Genomic DNA, 15,536 nt, shown 5'->3' with positions numbered 1-15,536 from the left:
GACTCTCCGGGAGTTTCCGTCGATTTATGTCCCGCTTTGGCTTCTCCGTCAGCAAATCAGCCAAAAGCTTTTCTCCGCTATGAGGTTGGATTGTTTCTTTTAAAACAATGCCTTGCCGTCATGGGAGCTTGGAGCGGGTAGCGGGAATCGAACCCGCGCGTTCAGCTTGGGAAGCTGACAGGCTACCATTACATCATACCCGCATGGTGCGAGCGCAGAGGTATTCCAGCCGAAAGCCACGGTCAAGAGGGATCGCGCGCGTCCTCGGGTGCGCTCACAAAAAAGCGCCCGGCGAGGAGGACCTCACCGGACGCCAGGCGCCGCGCGGAAATTAGGGAGACGAGGCGCGGGGTCGGTTTACATCTTCGGCTGAAGCACGGTGTCGATCACGTGGACCATGCCATTCTTCTGCTTCACATCGGCGGTCTGAACCGTCGCGACATCGCCTTTCGGGTCCTTCAGCATCACCATGCCGTCCTTGACCATCGCGGTCAGATCACAGCCGCCGAGCGTCTTGATCGTCGCCATGCCGTTGCCGCGCTTGACGGTCGCCATGATGTTCTCTGCGGTGATCACGCCCTTGGCGACGTGGCAGGTCAGGATATGCGTCAGCATCTCCTTGTTCTCCGGCTTCACCAGCGTGTCGACGGTGCCCGCGGGCAGCTTGTCGAAGGCCGCGTTGGTCGGCGCGAAGACGGTGAACGGGCCGGGGCCAGCGAGCGTGTCGACGAGGCCCGCCGCTTTCACCGCTGCGACCAGCGTGGTCAGGTTCGGAGCAGCCGAGGCATTGGCTGCGATGGGCTTGCTCTCATACATTTTCGCGCCACCGACCATCGGGTTTGCCAGCGCGGGCAGGGCGAGGCCCAGCGTTGCAGCTGCGGTGAGCGAAGCGGCGAATGCACGGAATTTCATAGACATAAGGATTTTCCTCCCTGTTGAGCGACGGTTGTCCCCGCCAAAGCACAAGGGTTACGGCGCGCTTGGGGCGCGCCGATCACTTATGTCTTATCACGAAACCGTGTGCGGCCTGATCCGGCCTGAAAACGGACGTCTCGCAGCGCCCGAAGGCGAGGCCCGAAGGCCCGCCTCAGCCGCGCCGGCGGCGCCTGCGTCCGCCATCCTCGCCCGATCCGCCGGTGTTGAAGCTGACCTCCGGAAGCGGCGCGATCTTGCGCAGCTCGGGGAAGGGGGCGGTGGCATGCGGCAGCGCGTTCGCGGCCACGAAATGCTCTTGGAAGCGCGGTTCGATCGCGGTCTCGACCTTGGTGATCTGATGCACCTGCGCCTCGATCTCGCGCCGCGCCTTCACCGAGCACAGCGCCATATGCGCCCCGGTGCCGGCCGCGTTGCCCGCCGAGGTGACGTGATCGAGCGGCGCATCCGGGATCATCCCCAGCACCATTGCGTGCTTGGGCGAGATATGCGCCCCGAACGCACCCGCGAGCACCACGCGGTCGACCGTGTCCACGCCCATCTCGTCCATCAAGAGGCGCGCGCCCGCATAGAGCGCGGATTTCGCCAGCTGGATCGCGCGGATGTCGCCTTGGGTGACGGTGATGCGCGGGCCTTCCTCGCCGCCGTCATAGATGACGTATTCATGGGTGCGCCCGTTCGGCTCGCAGCGCGGTGTGCCGACCTGTTCGGCCGAGCCGATCAGCCCCGAGGTGTCCACGATCCCGGCCATCCGCATCTCGGCCACGGCCTCGATAATGCCCGAGCCGCAGATGCCGGTGATCCGGGGCGTGCCGAATTCGGGATCGGTCGACCAGTGGTCGTTGCCGATGATCTTGAAGCGCGGCTCCTTGGTCTCGGGGTCGATCTCGATACGCTCAATCGCGCCCGGCGCGGCACGCTGGCCGCTGGAGATTTGCGCGCCCTCGAAGGCCGGGCCGGTGGGTGAGGAACAGGCCAGAACCCGTTGTTTATTCCCGAGAATGATCTCTGCATTGGTGCCGACATCGACGATCAGCGACAGGTCGTCGCGCTTCTGCGGAGCCTCCGACAGCGCCACCGCCGCCGCATCCGCGCCGACATGGCCCGCGATCAGCGGCAGGATATAGGCCCGCGCGCCGGGGCTGGCCTCGATGCCGATCTCGCGCGCGGCGAATTCAAGGCTTTCCGAGGTCGCCAGCGCAAAGGGCGCCTGACCCAGTTCGACCGGGTCGATGCCCAGCAGCAGGTGGTGCATGACCGGGTTACAGACCACGACCGCCTCGACGATCTCGCCCGTCTCGACCTTCGCCTCGCCCGCCAGCTGCCGCGCCAGATCGCCCATCGCATCGCGCACCGCATTGGTCATTTCCTGATCGCCGCCCGGGTTCATCATCACGTAGGAGACCCGGCTCATCAGGTCTTCGCCGAAGCGGATCTGCGGGTTCATCACGCCGGCGCTCGCCAGCACCCGCCCGTCATCGAGCGCGACCAGATGCCCCGCGATGGTGGTCGAGCCGAGGTCGATCGCGAGCCCGTAAAGCGGCACCTCGCGCACGCCGGGGAAGATGCCGGTCACGCGCGGCCCGTCTCCCGCATCGTGGATCGCGACCGTAACCTTCCAATCGGCCTTGCGCAGCGCGGGCTGCAGCATCCGCAGCACATCAAGATCGGCGCGCACGCCCTTGATCTGCCATTGCTTTTCCAGCGCCTGCGAGAGCCGCTGCAGGTCGCCCTCGGGGCGGTGCATATCCGGCTCGGCCACTTCGACATAGACGGGCCGCGTCGCCGGATCCATCTCCATCACGCGCTCGGAGGCCGCCTTGCGCACGACCTGTTTGTGGACCTGACTTTCGGGCGGCACGTCGATCACCACGTCGTCGCGGATCTCGGTCTGGCAGCCCAGACGCCGCCCCGGCTTCAACCCGCGAATCCGGTCATAGCGTTCCTCGACCGCGTTGATCGGGCTGACCGCGTCCGGCTCCACATGCAGGCCGAGCTTCGGGAAATCCCCGAAGGAGGGCGTGCATTGGCATTTCGAACACACGCCGCGCCCGCCGCAGACGGAATCGAGATCGACCCCCAGCTTGCGCGCCGCCGCGAGCACCCTTGTGCCACGCGCCACGCGCCCCCGCTTTCCAGAGGGGGTAAAGATCACCTGCACGTCGTCGGCCATATCGCGCTCCCGTTTTCCTTGCCCCCGTTCTAGGGCCCAAGCCGGGCAGAGCAAAGCCCGCAACCGACGCGCCTGCATGAGAAATCGTCATCATCATCATGCAGCCGATGCGCGCCGCCCATTGCTCTCCCCAGCGGCGCGTTCTATCTAATCGGGCCATGAAGATACTCTTTCTTGGCGATGTGATGGGCCGCGCGGGCCGCGCCGCGATCACCGAAACCCTGCCGAAACTTCGCGAGGAGTGGCGCCTCGATTTCGTCGTGGTCAATGGCGAGAACGCCTCTGGCGGCATGGGGCTGACCGGCGATCACGCGAAGCTTCTGCTGGATGCGGGCGCGGATGTGGTGACGCTGGGCGATCACGCCTTCGATCAGAAGGACATGCTGCGCTTCATCGAGAGCGAGCCGCGCATCATCCGTCCCGTGAACTACGCCAAGGAAGCGCCGGGCAAAGGCGCGCGGGTGTTCCAGGACCGGCGCGGGCGCAAGGTGCTGGTGGCGCAGGTGCTGGGCAACGTGTTCATGAAACGCGCCTTCGACGATCCCTTCTCGGCCATCGAGGCGGAGCTGAAGCGCTACCCGCTGGGCGGGGCGGTGCAGGCGGCGCTGGTGGATATGCATTGCGAGGCGACGTCGGAGAAGATGGCGATGGGCCATTGGTGTGACGGGCGCGCGAGCGTCGTCGTGGGTACCCATACCCATGTGCCCACGGGCGATGCGCAGATTCTCGAGAAAGGCACCGCTTACCTCTCCGATGCGGGCATGTGCGGCGATTACGATTCCGTCATCGGCATGGCGAAGGCCGAACCGATGCGCCGTTTCGTGACCGGCATGTCGAAGGAGCGCTTCTCGCCCGCCCGCGGTCCGGTGACGCTGTGCGGCTTTTATGTCGAGACCGATGACAAGACCGGGCGCGCCACCCGCTGCGAGGCTGTGCGCACCGGCGGCAGGCTCTCGCAATCGGGGCCGCTCTGAGCGCGGCGCCGGTTCGTCTCTGCCCGAAGCTTATGCGTTTGCCTGCAAATTTCCTCTGCAGCGATCAGAGCGCGCTTGCTCGTGCAACACGTGTCGATAGTATCGGGCCGATGCGCTTACGCGAGAACCTTACATGATCCAACTGCCCCTGACCGGCACCGAGACGGCAATCGCGGCCATGCTGGTCGTGGGTTGGATGTTCGTCATGTTCGTCCGCGAGACATGGCCGCCAGAGGTCACCGCCATGGCCGGCGCGGCCCTTATGCTGATCTTCGGATTCGTGCCCTACGAGAACGCAGCCGCGATTCTGTCGAACCCCGCGCCCTGGACCATCGCCTTCATGTTCCTGATCGTCGGCGCCCTGGTGCGCACCGGCGCGCTCGACGCGATGACGCGCTACGCGGAATCGCGGATCGACCAGAACCCGAAGCTGACCGTGCTGTTGATGTTCGGGGTCACGATGTTCGCAAGCGCCGTGATGAACAACACGCCCGTCGTCGCGGTGATGATCCCGGTCTTCATTCAGGTCGCGCGCAAGCTGAACCTGTCGCCCTCGCGGCTGCTGATGCCGCTGAGCTATGTCACCGTGATGGGCGGCATGATCACCCTGATCGGCACCTCGACCAACATTCTCGTCGATGGCGTCATGCGGGGGCGGGGGATGGAGCCCTTCACCATCTTCGAGATCGCGCCTCTGGGCTTCGCGATCTGTCTGGTCGGCGGGACGTTCCTCGCGATCTTCGCGCCGAAACTGATCCCAGAGCGGCAATCGCTTTCCTTCATGCTCGGCGACCGTCCGAAGATGAAATATTTCACCGAGGTCGCGATCCCCGAGGAAAGCGGGCTGATCGGCGAGTCGGTGCTCGAGACCGACACGTTCAAGCGCGAGGGCGTGCGGGTGATCGACGTGCTGCGCGGCGATGCCTCGCTGCGCCGGGACCTCGCCTCGGTCGAGCTGATGGCGGGCGACCGCGTCGTGCTGCGCTCCGAGATGGAAGAGCTTCTCGGGATGCAGAAGAACCGCGACCTGCGCATGGTCGACAAGCTGTCCTCGGTGCAGACCGAGACGGTGGAAGTGCTGATCTCGCCCGGCTGCCGGATGATCGGGCAGCGTCTGGGCGATATGCGTCTGCGCCGCCGCTACGGTGTCTACACGCTGGCCGCGCATCGCCGGAACCAGAATATCGGCCGCCAGCTCGACGATCTGATCGTGGTGGTGGGCGACACGCTGCTGCTCGAAGGCGCGCCCGAGGATATCGCGCGTCTGGCCGCCGATATGGACCTCGTGGACGTCTCGAAACCGCAGGCGCGCGCCTATCGCCGCTCGCATCTGCCGCTTGCCATGGGCGCGCTCGGCGCGGTGGTGGTCTTCGCAGCGCTTGGTGTGGCCCCGATCCTCGCGCTGGCGATGGTGGCGGTGGCGGGCATCCTCGTGACCCGCTGTATCGATACCGACGAGGCCTTCACCTTCATCGAGGGCCGCCTGCTTGCGCTGATTTTCGCGATGCTCGTCGTCGGCGCGGGGCTGGAGCATTCCGGCGCGGTCGAGATGATCGTCTCGGGCGTGGCGCCCTTGCTGAAGATGCTGCCGCCGCAGCTCGCGCTGATCGTGGTCTATTTCCTCGGTCTCATCATGACCGAGTTGCTGTCGAACAACGCGGTGGCGGTGATCTACACCCCGATCGCGATCTCGCTGGCCGCCGCCCTCGGGCTCGATCCGCGGCCCTTCGCGGTGGCGGTGATGTTCTCGGCCTCGGTGGCCTTCGCGACCCCGATCGGCTATCAGACTCACATGATGATCTATGGCCCCGGTGGCTATAAGTTCACCGATTTCCTGCGCGTCGGCATCCCGATGGATATCGTGACCGGGTTGACCGCCTGCCTGCTGATCCCGCTGATCTGGCCCTTCTGAGGAGGTTCCCCCATGCGCTTTGCCGCCCGTCTCGCCGCCCTGTCGCTTCTCGCACCGCTCGCGCTCGCCGCCTGTGTGCCGGGGCAGGGCAGCCGCGCGCCCTCCTGGCCGGACAATGTCAGCTTTCAGGGCACGGTGATGCGTGTCTCCTTCATCGACGGCACGGTCTGTCGCGCGAATATCTCGGGCCAGTATACCGGCGATCTGGCCGGGTGCCCGTACCCAATGCGCTATCAGGTGACGCGCTTCGAGCCCAGCTATCTCGCGGGCAGCGGCGTGGGCGGCCTGTTCCAGCCCTATGCCGAGGTGACGCTGAAAGACGCCTCCGGGCGGCGCTGGCAGTTCAAGACGCCCAAGGAAATCCCGCCGCGCGGCCGCGGCGCGGGCACGCTGACCTTGCCGCAGTAAGGCGCTCCCGACGGGCGCAGAGGCCGCCCGCCACCCATCGATCTTGAATCATCCCCCCGATGCGCACTATACGGGGTCGATTTCGCGACTATTCCGAACGGAGATACCCATGGCAGGCCACTCAAAATGGGCCAACATCCAGCACCGCAAGGGCAAGCAGGATGCGGCGCGCTCGAAGATGTTTTCCAAGCTCTCGAAGGAGATCACGGTCGCCGCCAAGATGGGCGACCCCGATCCCGAGAAGAACCCGCGCCTGCGCCTCGCGGTGAAAGCGGCCAAGTCCCAGTCGATGCCGAAAGACGTGATCGACCGCGCGATCAAGAAATCGCAAGCGGGCGACGGCGATGACTACACGGAGATCCGCTACGAGGGCTACGGCCCCGAGGGCATCGCGGTGATCGTCGAGGCGATGACCGACAACCTCAACCGCACCGCGTCGAACGTGCGCTCTACCTTCACCAAGAACGGCGGCAATCTGGGCACCACCGGCTCGGTGTCCTTCATGTTCGACCGGATGGGCGAGATCATCTATCCCGCCTCCGTGGGCGATGCCGAGACCGTGCTGATGGCCGCCATCGAGGCGGGTGCCGAAGACGTCGAGAGCGACGACGAAGGCCACTGGATCTACTGCGCGATGGAAGACCTCTCGGATGTCTCCGACGCGCTCGAGAAGGAACTGGGCGAGGCCGAGGAAGCCAAGCTGATCTGGAAGCCCCAGAACCGCACCGAGGTCGATCTGGAGACCGCCCAGAAGCTGATGAAGCTGATCGACACGCTCGAAGACGATGACGACGTGCAATCCGTCACCGCCAATTTCGACGTGCCCGAAGAGGTCGCAGCCCAGCTGTAAGGCGATATGCACCGAAAATTGATAAAAGCGCCCTCCGGGGCGCTTTTTTCTATTCGTGATCTCCCTCTGAACAAAGACGGCGGAAACCGTGATAAATGTCGGCGCATCCCCATGAAATTGAGCTTCGCACTACATCCATTCGAATGCCGAATGCATCAACAATCTGTCTCCGGTAATTTTCATTAACCGGATAACGGAATTTCCCTCCAGAAGCTCTGTTGCGTTCAGCAATCCAGCTTACTTGCTTGCGCAACGATGGCAGCGCCTCTCCGATCTCAGCATTGCTCGCGATTCCAAGTTCGCTCAAAGCAGTCTCGTCGACATCAAATTTTAATGCATAGATGTCGCGCGCTTTCCTGAGATGCGACTTCCAGTTGTTGCGCAAATTTTCACAAGCGGCGCCGAGGATTTTCCCGCCAAATTTCCGGGACAGAACTTCATCGAAAAGGCGCAAGGTATCGTGACCATATTCGTTCGGGTTCGCTGCGGGGTCGTCCAGGAGAAGGCAGCCCTTTAGCATCAATTCCAGGGAATGAGCGTAGAGAAAATCTACAGGATCGTCGAAGTTGAGCTTGAGATTTCCCGCTTCCACCCCGCGTGCGACGAAGTCAGCCGTCTGAAGGTAACTATGCCCTTTTTCGAAGAAACCGACTGCGTTTCTGAAACACATCTCGCGCGAGCCTTTCAGCTTTTTCGCTTCTGATGGTGCCCATACTTACACAAAACGTCCAGAGTAGGCAGAATCGCCGTAAAAGCGTCTCAAACGGCCTCAAACCGCCCGAATTTCGGCCCCCCGGTTTACATTCCCGCCCAGAACCCCCAATTTGTCGCGTGACGCTCCGAGCACCCGCGTAACCCCGTGGCCTCGGCAAATTCATCTCCCCGCGAAAGGATATCACCATGACCCAGGCAAAGGCTGGCGACACCCTGCATCTTCATTACACCGGCAAGCTCGATGACGGCTCCGTCTTCGATAGCTCGGAAGGCCGTGACCCGCTGTCCTTCACGCTCGGTTCGGGCCAGATCATCCCCGGCCTCGACAAGGGCGTGACCGGCATGGAAGAGGGCGAAAAGCGCACCGTGCGCGTAGAGCCCGCAGAGGCCTATGGCGAGCATCACCCCGAGCGCATGCAGTCGGTCGACCGCGCGAACATCCCCGACGACATCCCGACCGAGCCGGGCACCCAGCTTCAGGTTCAGACCCAGGACGGTCAGACCGTGAACGTGACCGTCGCCGAGGCGAACGAGAAAGAACTCGTCCTCGACGCGAACCACCCGCTCGCCGGCAAGGCGCTGACCTTCGACGTCGAACTCGTCAAGATCGACGCGTAAGCCTGCGTTTGCTTCCAGAGCTTGAGAAGGCGCCCTCGTGGCGCCTTTTTTCATGCGCGCGAGCGGGCGCCGCGCCGCAGGAGCCTGCTCAGGCTGCCAGTTCGTTTCGCGCTGCGGGTGCCGTGACCTTCCTGCGCATTGCGGGCCCGGCACAGCGCGAGCAGGTCCGCATCGCTGCTCTCCGGATCGGCCCCCAGATAGGCGGCAAGCTTCGTGCGCAGAACGGTGAAATCCGCGGGTTTGGTCACCTTCGTGTGGTCCGTGCACAGGGGCATGTCGAAATTACCCCAACCGAAAAACTGCCAGATGGCCTGAAACTGTCGCTCCGGGTCTTCGGTCAGGTCTTCATAGGTGAGGTCGCAAACGGGCTGGTCGAGTTGCGCGAGAACCGCATCGAGATGGGCTTCGTCCTGATCGATCCGAAAGATTTCGTGGGCAAGGTCCGCCCCGGTGATCTCGTCGACCGGATCGCCGCTGCCGGCTTTGTGGTTCGGCGTGCGTTGCGCCTCTCCGGCTTTCACATGGGCGACGCCGCTCTTTCGATGCACGAGACGCGAGACCGCCTGCGCTACGCGGTCGCTGCGAGAGATGCGCAGATAGGCGCTCGATCCAAAGATTTTTGCATAGGCGTCGATGAACTGTGCGTGAGCCGTCACTGGCTCCAAAGCCTCATAGGCCGGTTTGCCGAAAAAGGCTTCCGCGATCGGAGCAAGCTGGTTCGACATCACGTTGATCGCCGAGGTCCCGTTTTCGCCACGCCCCATTTCAGCCGCGGCGAAGAAATCCGCAGGCGTGATCTCATTACGGGGTTTGCTGCGCATCAAAAGGAGGAAAAATTCGCCCGGTTTTCCCAAGCCCGCGCGTTGCAGATAGTCGCAAAGCAGTGTGCTGCCGGTCCGCTGCGTGGAAAAGACGAGCAGGCAAGCCGGTCTGTAGCTATCGTTGGGTGCCATTACTCACCTTTTTGTCCCGGGGCGTTTTCGCTACTATATCATGGACGGTCTCAAGGCGCACGACCAGCCCGTTCCAGCGGGTTCGGCTTTCCGCCGCGCGATAGGGAACCAAACCCTCGGCGCCCCCCTTTCCCCACCGACGTGTCTCTGTTACGCGGCGCGCTCCATCCCAGTGACACCACCTGAATCCCGAGAGAAGGAGCCGCCATGCGCATTTCGGTCGACGTGCAGATGCAATACCAGTTCCCGCAGCCGAATACGGTCGCGCTGGTGCTCGAAGCGGCGCAGGCTCCGGGGCAGGAGATCGTCAGCGCGTCGATGAATCTCGGCGATGCGAGCGTGGGTCGGATCGCGGGCGATTGCGGCGTGGGCGAGCGTATCTGGGCGCAGGTCGGCACGCAGATGACGCTGCATTATCAGGCGGTGATCGACATCACGCGTCCGGCGATCGACCTCACCCAGATGCGGGCGGCACAGCTGCACGAACTGCCCGCCGAGGCCGCGCCCTATATCCGGCCTTCGCGCTACGTGCAGTCGGACAAGTTCGTGTCCTTCGTGAGCAAGCGTTTCGGCGATCTGCAGAGCGGGGCGAAAGTCGCCGCGATCCGCGACTGGATCGAGAAGAACCTCTCTTACGTGCCCGGCGCGTCGGACAGCGACACCAATGTGCTCGAGACCTTCGCGGGCCGGGCAGGGGTGTGCCGCGACTATGCGCATCTGTTCTGCGCGATGGTGCGCGCGGCGCAGATTCCGGCGCGGATGGCGTCCTCCTACGGGCCGGATGTATGGCCGCAGGATTTCCATGCCGTGGCCGAGGTCTGGCTCGATGGCGCGTGGCACATGGTCGATGCGACCGGCATGTGCGGGGCCGAGAACATGGCGCTGGTCGCGGTGGGGCGCGATGCCTATGACGTGGCCTTCATGGAATCGCAGGCGCCCGCGATGCTGATTAACCAGAGCGTCTCGGTGATCCGGGTCTGAGTGCCTTTCCTCAGGCTTTCAGCGGATAGCGATCGGCCTCCTCGAAGGCGTCGATCACCTTCGTCCCGGCCTTGAGCCGCGCCGAATGTTCCGCGCCCGCGGGGATGTTGTAGCTGTCACCGGGGCGATAGACGCGGGTCTCGCCTGCGATGGTCAGCTCCGCCTCGCCTTCGATCACCGTGCCCCACTGAGCCTTATGCGCATGGGGCGGCAGGTCGAAATCGGTGAGGAAGTGCAGGAACACCACCAGCCCCGCCTCCGAGCGGATCGCGTGGCGGCGCACCTGATCTTCGGGAAACGGCAGATCGAGGGCGGGGAAGGCCTGAATGAAATCGGGTAGCTCCATGGGCGCCTCTCCTCCTGACGGGCCTGCGGGACATGCGTCACTATGCGCGCCGCGCAGGCCGCGGGCAATGCGCGCTCAGGCGGGGGAGTCGCTCTGACCAGATGGAGCCGCGCGCAACGCCCTGTTTCCGCCCCCCTTACAGCAACACCGCTTTCGCCGCCTGCCGCAGTGCTTTGGTCAGAGGCGCGAGCGGGGCTTTCAGCCGCCTTGCGCTCTGCCAGTAGAGCGGCACGTCGATCGGCGCCGGGCCCAGCCGTTCCAGCGCGCCGCTTTCCAGATGCGCACGCACCAGCGCCTCGGGGTTCAGCCCCCAGCCCATGCCGCGCAGACAGGCCTCCACGAAACCTTCGGTCGAGCCGATACGATGCGCGCGCAGCCCCATCGGCATGCCCGCGATCATCGAGGCCCAGCGGTCCTGCAGCCGATCTTTGGCGTTGAACTGCAGGGCAGGGGCCGCGCGCAAGGCGTGCCGGTCGATCCGGTTCGGGAAATAACGCGCGACGAAGTCCGGGCTCGCCGTCGCGATATAGCGCAGCCGCCCGAGGTTCACGCTGTCGCAGCCCGCAATCGGCCCCTCGTCGGCGGTGATCGCGCCCGCGACTTCGCCCCGGCGCAGCAGCCCCGCCGAATGGTCCTGATCGTCGATCACCAGATCGAAGCGCACGCCCTCGACCTCGGCCAGCGCGGGCAGCACCCATGTCGCGAGGCTGTCCGCATTCACCGCGATGCGCAGAACCGGCGGGGTCTCGGAGGGCGCAAGCTCGGTCTCCAGAAGCGCCACTTCGCGCAGATGGGCGATCAGCCGCGCGCCATCCTCGGTCGCGCGGCAGGGCGTGGCGCGGATCACCAGAACCGCGCCCATCCGTTCCTCCAATTGGCGGACCCGTTGCGAGACGGCCGATTGCGACACCCCGAGCCGGGCGCTGGCGGCTTCGAAGCTTCCGGTCTCGATCACGGTGGCGAGCGCATCCAGCGCGGCATAGTCGAACATAAGTTTTACTTATACAGAGTTAGTTTAATTAAGTTGAACTTATACGCACGCCCCGGCACTGAGAAGCGTCTCCGAGCAGACTGGGGGTGAGGCGGATGGAATTGGTGGCATTCTGGGCAGGGCTGAAACTGGGGCTCGGGCTGATCGTGGCGATCGGCGCGCAAAACGCTTTCGTGCTGCGTCAGGGGCTGCGGCGCGAGCATGTCTTCGCGGTGGCGCTGTTCTGCGCGCTTTCCGATGCGGTGCTGATCGCGCTCGGCGTGTCGGGCTTCGCCGCCGCCTCCACGGCGCTGCCATGGCTGCCGGAGACGCTGCGCTGGGGCGGTGTCGCTTTTCTCAGCTGGTATGCGATCCGCTCCGCTTTGGCGGCGATCCGGGGCGGCGAGCATCTCGACCCGAGCGCAGGCAGCGCGCCGTCCCTGCGCGCCGTGCTGGTGACGGTGGCCGCTTTCACATGGGCGAACCCGCATGTCTGGCTCGATACGGTGGTGCTTCTGGGCGCGGTCTCGGCGCAGTTCGCAGGCGCGCGGATCAGCTTCGCCTCGGGCGCGATCGTGGCCTCCTTCCTCTTCTTCTTCGCGCTGGCCTATGGCGCGCGGCTTCTGGCGCCGCTTTTCGCAAAGGAGAGCGCATGGCGCGTGCTCGATGCGCTGATCGCGGTGCTGATGGGCTCGATCGCCTGGAAGCTCGCCGCGGGCGCATTATAACCGACACAAAACCGCCCCTTGCGCGCGGTGCCGAACCAGCGTCCAAGAGGGGTCATGACCGCGCAAGACAAACCCAATAAACCGCTGATCGGCATCCTGTGGATGCTCGCCACCACGGCCTGTTTCGTGATGGTGAACATCATCGTCCACTGGCTGGGCGATCAGGTGCCCGCCGCGCAATCGGCCTTCGTGCGCTTCATGTGGGGGCTGATCTTCTTCGCGCCCGCGCTGGCCCGCATCCTGCGCCAGAACTTCCCGCCGCAGGTCTGGGCGCTGTTCGGGCTGCGCGGGGCGCTGCATGCGGTGGCGGTGGGGCTGTGGTTCTTCGCGATGAGCAATATCCCGATCGCCGATGTCACTGCGATCAACTACCTCAACCCGATTGTCGTCACGGTCGGCGGCGCGCTCCTGCTGGGTGAGGGGCTGGCCTGGCGGCGCGTGACGGCGGTGATCGTCGCGCTGATCGGGGCGCTGATCATCCTGCGCCCGGGGATGCGCGCGATCGAGCCGGGCCATCTCGCCCAGCTTGGCGCGGCGCTGTTCTTCGGCGGCGCCTATCTCGCGGCGAAGCGGCTGACCGATTACGTGCCCGCGGGCACGGTGGTCGCGATGATGACGCTGGTGGTGACCGTCGCGCTCGCCCCGGTGGCGATCTGGAAATGGGAGCCGATCACGCTGTCCGAGACGCTCTGGCTGGGCGCGGTCGCGGTGTTCGCCACCGGCGGGCATTACTGCATGACGCGGGCCTTCGCCGCGGCGCCCGTGACGGTGACGCAGCCGGTGATCTTCCTGCAGCTGGTCTGGGCGGCGATTGCGGGCTGGTCGTTTTTTGGCGAGCGCCCCGACCCTTACGTGATCCTGGGCGGCGCGATCATCATCGGCGCGGTGAGCTACATGACCTTCCGCGAGGCGCAGCTCAAACGCCGGGTGACGCCGCCCGCGCCTGCCACCAAGATCTGACGGCGCGGCACTTTTTTGAAATGTCGGATGCCTCCGGCGGGGATATTTGAGCCAAGCCGAAGGGGCGCGCGCGCCTTGGTTTCGGCTTGGTCAAAATATCCTCCGCGAAGCGTCCCTCAGCTGGCCTCGGCACTGCGCTGGGGGTCGATGAGCCGCGTGATGACGCCCTCGCGGGTCACGACACGGCCATCGGTGAGCGGCACGGCGGGCTCGTAGCGCAGCCGCTCCATCACGTCGCGCACGGGCGCGTCGGCGGGCATCGGCGCGCCGGTGGCGTCGCCGGTCGGCGTGCCGACGGGATCGGCGATGTCCTCGGCGGTGAGCACGCCGAGCGGGTTCATATGGGCCACGAAATCGGCCACATAGCCATTGGCGGGCTTGGCAATGATGTCGCGCGCGGTGCCGCATTGCACGATCCGCCCGCCTTCCATCAGCGCGATCCGGTTGCCGATCTTGAAGGCTTCGTCGAGGTCGTGGCTGACGAAAATGATCGTGCGCTTGAGTTCGGTTTGCAGTTCCAGCAACTCGTCCTGCAGCTTGGTGCGGATCAGCGGGTCGAGCGCGGAGAAGGGCTCGTCCATCAGCAGGATCGGCGCGTCGGTGGCAAACGCTCGGGCGAGGCCCACGCGCTGCTGCATACCGCCCGAAAGCTCGGCCACCTGACGGTCGGCCCAGTCCGACAGGCCCACCAGTTCCAGCTGCCTGTCGACCTTCTTGCGGCGTTCCGCCTTGTTCATGCCCGCGAGTTCGAGGCCGAGGCCGACATTCTCGCGCACGGTCCGCCAGGGCAGCAGGCCGAATTGCTGGAAAACCATCGCGATCTTGGTCAGGCGCATCCGGCGCAGGGTGGCGGGATCGGCATGGGTGACGTCGACGAGGTTCTCCCCGTCATGCACTTCGACCTGCCCGCGCACGACCGGGTTTAGCCCGTTCACCGCGCGCAGGAGCGTCGATTTGCCCGAGCCCGAGAGGCCCATCAGCACGAGGATCTCGCCCTCGGGTACCTCGACCGAGCAATCATGCACGCCCAGCACCTGATCGGTGCGCTCCTGAATCTCGGGGCGCGAGAGCCCTTCGTCCATCATCGGCAGCGCCTCTTGCGGGCGGTCGCCGAAGACGATGGAGACATTGTCGAATTTGACGGCGGTTTTGGCTTTGGTCTGGGTCATTTCGAACCTCCGCGGCGCAGCATGCGGTCAAGGATGATGGCGACGACGACGATCACGAAGCCGGACTCGAAGCCGAGCGCCGTGTTCACGGTGTTGAGCGCGCGCACGACCGGCACGCCAAGCCCGTCCGCGCCCACCAGAGCGGCCACGACGACCATCGACAGCGAGAGCATGATGGTCTGGTTCAGACCGGCCATGATCTGCGGCGTGGCATAGGGCAGCTCGACCTTCCACAGCAGCTGGCTTTTCGTGGCGCCGAAGGATTGGGCGGCCTCGGTCAGCGTGTCCGGCGTCGAGGAGACGCCCAGATGGGTCAGGCGGATCGGCGCGGGCAGCACGAAGATCACCGTTGCGATCAGGCCCGGCACCATGCCGATGCCGAAGAAGACGATGGCCGGGATCAGGTAGACGAAGGCTGGCAGCGTCTGCATCAGGTCCAAGACCGGTTGCAGTACCGCATAGAGGCGCGGACGGTGGGCGGCGGCGATGCCGATCGGCACCCCGATCCCCATGCAGACCACGCAGGCGGCGATCACGAGGGTGAGGCTCTCGGTCGTCTCCTCCCAGTAGTCCTGATTGAGGATGAACAGGAAGCCCACGATCACCAGCAGCGAAATCTTCCAGCTGCGTTGCAGCAGGTAGGCGATCACCGCGAAGGCGAGGATCACGAGAAGGGGCGGGGGGCCTTGCAGCACCCAGAGCGTTGCGTCGATCAGGGCTTTCAGCGCGACGGAGAGCGCGTCGAAGAGCGGTGCGGCGTGGTCCTGCAGCCAGTCGATCACGATCTTGGCGGTCTTGCCGACGGGAATTTTGGTTTCGGTCAACCAGTTCATAGCTGTCCTTGCGG

At 64.8% G+C, this 15,536-nt stretch carries 16 protein-coding genes and 1 tRNA gene; 8 read left to right on the top strand and 9 right to left on the bottom strand.

Annotation, left to right across the window (positions count from 1 at the left end; translation table 11 throughout):
• Nucleotides 1–129: 129 nt before the first annotated feature.
• From AXZ77_RS12285 to AXZ77_RS12275, 3 genes are all read right to left on the bottom strand, one after another.
• Nucleotides 130–203: transfer RNA gene (locus AXZ77_RS12285), tRNA-Gly, on the bottom strand.
• 154 nt (nucleotides 204–357) lie between these two features.
• Complete coding sequence (locus AXZ77_RS12280; RefSeq protein WP_098411357.1) at nucleotides 358–918, bottom strand: fasciclin domain-containing protein; 561 nt, start codon at nucleotides 916–918, stop codon at nucleotides 358–360.
• A 169-nt stretch (nucleotides 919–1,087) separates the two neighbouring features.
• A complete protein-coding gene (locus AXZ77_RS12275; protein ID WP_098411356.1) occupies nucleotides 1,088–3,106 on the bottom strand; it encodes an ASKHA domain-containing protein in 2,019 nt (672 codons plus the stop codon).
• Between the two features lie 158 nt (nucleotides 3,107–3,264).
• On the opposite strand from AXZ77_RS12275, the gene AXZ77_RS12270 reads away from it, so the two are divergent.
• The 4 genes from AXZ77_RS12270 to AXZ77_RS12255 all read left to right on the top strand — a co-directional run bounded on the left by AXZ77_RS12270 (nucleotide 3,265) and on the right by AXZ77_RS12255 (nucleotide 7,250).
• Nucleotides 3,265–4,080, top strand: coding sequence for a TIGR00282 family metallophosphoesterase (locus AXZ77_RS12270; protein WP_098411355.1), 816 nt, complete (start codon nucleotides 3,265–3,267; stop codon nucleotides 4,078–4,080).
• 133 nt (nucleotides 4,081–4,213) lie between these two features.
• Complete coding sequence (locus AXZ77_RS12265) at nucleotides 4,214–5,992, top strand: SLC13 family permease (protein WP_098411354.1); 1,779 nt, start codon at nucleotides 4,214–4,216, stop codon at nucleotides 5,990–5,992.
• 12 nt (nucleotides 5,993–6,004) lie between these two features.
• Nucleotides 6,005–6,400, top strand: coding sequence for a hypothetical protein (locus AXZ77_RS12260; protein ID WP_098411353.1), 396 nt, complete (start codon nucleotides 6,005–6,007; stop codon nucleotides 6,398–6,400).
• Nucleotides 6,401–6,509: 109 nt separating this feature from the next.
• The gene (locus AXZ77_RS12255; RefSeq protein ID WP_078542695.1) at nucleotides 6,510–7,250 is read left to right on the top strand and encodes a YebC/PmpR family DNA-binding transcriptional regulator; all 741 of its coding nucleotides are present in this window, start codon (nucleotides 6,510–6,512) and stop codon (nucleotides 7,248–7,250) included.
• Between the two features lie 49 nt (nucleotides 7,251–7,299).
• On the opposite strand, the gene AXZ77_RS19395 is transcribed toward AXZ77_RS12255, so the two are convergent.
• On the bottom strand, nucleotides 7,300–7,920 hold the full coding sequence (locus AXZ77_RS19395; protein ID WP_141536271.1) for a hypothetical protein: 621 nt from the start codon (nucleotides 7,918–7,920) through the stop codon (nucleotides 7,300–7,302).
• A 230-nt stretch (nucleotides 7,921–8,150) separates the two neighbouring features.
• Between AXZ77_RS19395 and AXZ77_RS12250 the strand changes: the two genes are divergently transcribed.
• A complete protein-coding gene (locus AXZ77_RS12250; protein ID WP_078522873.1) occupies nucleotides 8,151–8,582 on the top strand; it encodes a peptidylprolyl isomerase in 432 nt (143 codons plus the stop codon).
• 50 nt (nucleotides 8,583–8,632) lie between these two features.
• Here AXZ77_RS12250 and AXZ77_RS12245 read toward each other — a convergent pair whose 3' ends face one another.
• Nucleotides 8,633–9,535: a Stf0 family sulfotransferase gene (locus tag AXZ77_RS12245; RefSeq protein WP_098411352.1), complete on the bottom strand. Its 903-nt coding sequence runs from the start codon at nucleotides 9,533–9,535 to the stop codon at nucleotides 8,633–8,635.
• A gap of 207 nt (nucleotides 9,536–9,742) precedes the next feature.
• On the opposite strand from AXZ77_RS12245, the gene AXZ77_RS12240 reads away from it, so the two are divergent.
• The gene (locus AXZ77_RS12240) at nucleotides 9,743–10,516 is read left to right on the top strand and encodes a transglutaminase family protein (RefSeq protein ID WP_098411351.1); all 774 of its coding nucleotides are present in this window, start codon (nucleotides 9,743–9,745) and stop codon (nucleotides 10,514–10,516) included.
• 10 nt (nucleotides 10,517–10,526) lie between these two features.
• On the opposite strand, the gene AXZ77_RS12235 is transcribed toward AXZ77_RS12240, so the two are convergent.
• Nucleotides 10,527–10,862 carry a cupin domain-containing protein gene (locus AXZ77_RS12235; protein ID WP_098411350.1) on the bottom strand — a complete coding sequence of 112 codons (336 nt, stop codon included), beginning with the start codon at nucleotides 10,860–10,862 and terminating at the stop codon, nucleotides 10,527–10,529.
• A 136-nt stretch (nucleotides 10,863–10,998) separates the two neighbouring features.
• Nucleotides 10,999–11,853, bottom strand: coding sequence for a LysR family transcriptional regulator ArgP (locus tag AXZ77_RS12230; protein ID WP_098411349.1), 855 nt, complete (start codon nucleotides 11,851–11,853; stop codon nucleotides 10,999–11,001).
• A 95-nt stretch (nucleotides 11,854–11,948) separates the two neighbouring features.
• Here AXZ77_RS12230 and AXZ77_RS12225 point away from each other — a divergent pair, with 95 nt between their 5' ends.
• Both AXZ77_RS12225 and AXZ77_RS12220 read left to right on the top strand, forming a co-directional pair.
• A complete protein-coding gene (locus AXZ77_RS12225) occupies nucleotides 11,949–12,560 on the top strand; it encodes a LysE/ArgO family amino acid transporter (protein ID WP_098411348.1) in 612 nt (203 codons plus the stop codon).
• Between the two features lie 54 nt (nucleotides 12,561–12,614).
• The gene (locus AXZ77_RS12220; protein WP_255266489.1) at nucleotides 12,615–13,520 is read left to right on the top strand and encodes a DMT family transporter; all 906 of its coding nucleotides are present in this window, start codon (nucleotides 12,615–12,617) and stop codon (nucleotides 13,518–13,520) included.
• Nucleotides 13,521–13,636: 116 nt separating this feature from the next.
• On the opposite strand, the gene choV is transcribed toward AXZ77_RS12220, so the two are convergent.
• Both choV and choW read right to left on the bottom strand, forming a co-directional pair.
• Nucleotides 13,637–14,689: a choline ABC transporter ATP-binding protein gene (gene choV / locus AXZ77_RS12215; protein WP_098411347.1), complete on the bottom strand. Its 1,053-nt coding sequence runs from the start codon at nucleotides 14,687–14,689 to the stop codon at nucleotides 13,637–13,639.
• Nucleotides 14,686–15,522: a choline ABC transporter permease subunit gene (gene choW / locus AXZ77_RS12210; protein WP_078522866.1), complete on the bottom strand. Its 837-nt coding sequence runs from the start codon at nucleotides 15,520–15,522 to the stop codon at nucleotides 14,686–14,688. Before choW ends, choV begins: the two co-directional genes overlap by 4 nt.
• Nucleotides 15,523–15,536 lie beyond the last annotated feature (14 nt).

The organism is Thioclava sp. ES.031, assembly GCF_002563775.1.
GTDB lineage: Bacteria > Pseudomonadota > Alphaproteobacteria > Rhodobacterales > Rhodobacteraceae > Thioclava.
Note: the sequence above shows the minus strand (reverse complement) of the source record. Positions and strands in the feature narration are given on the sequence as shown.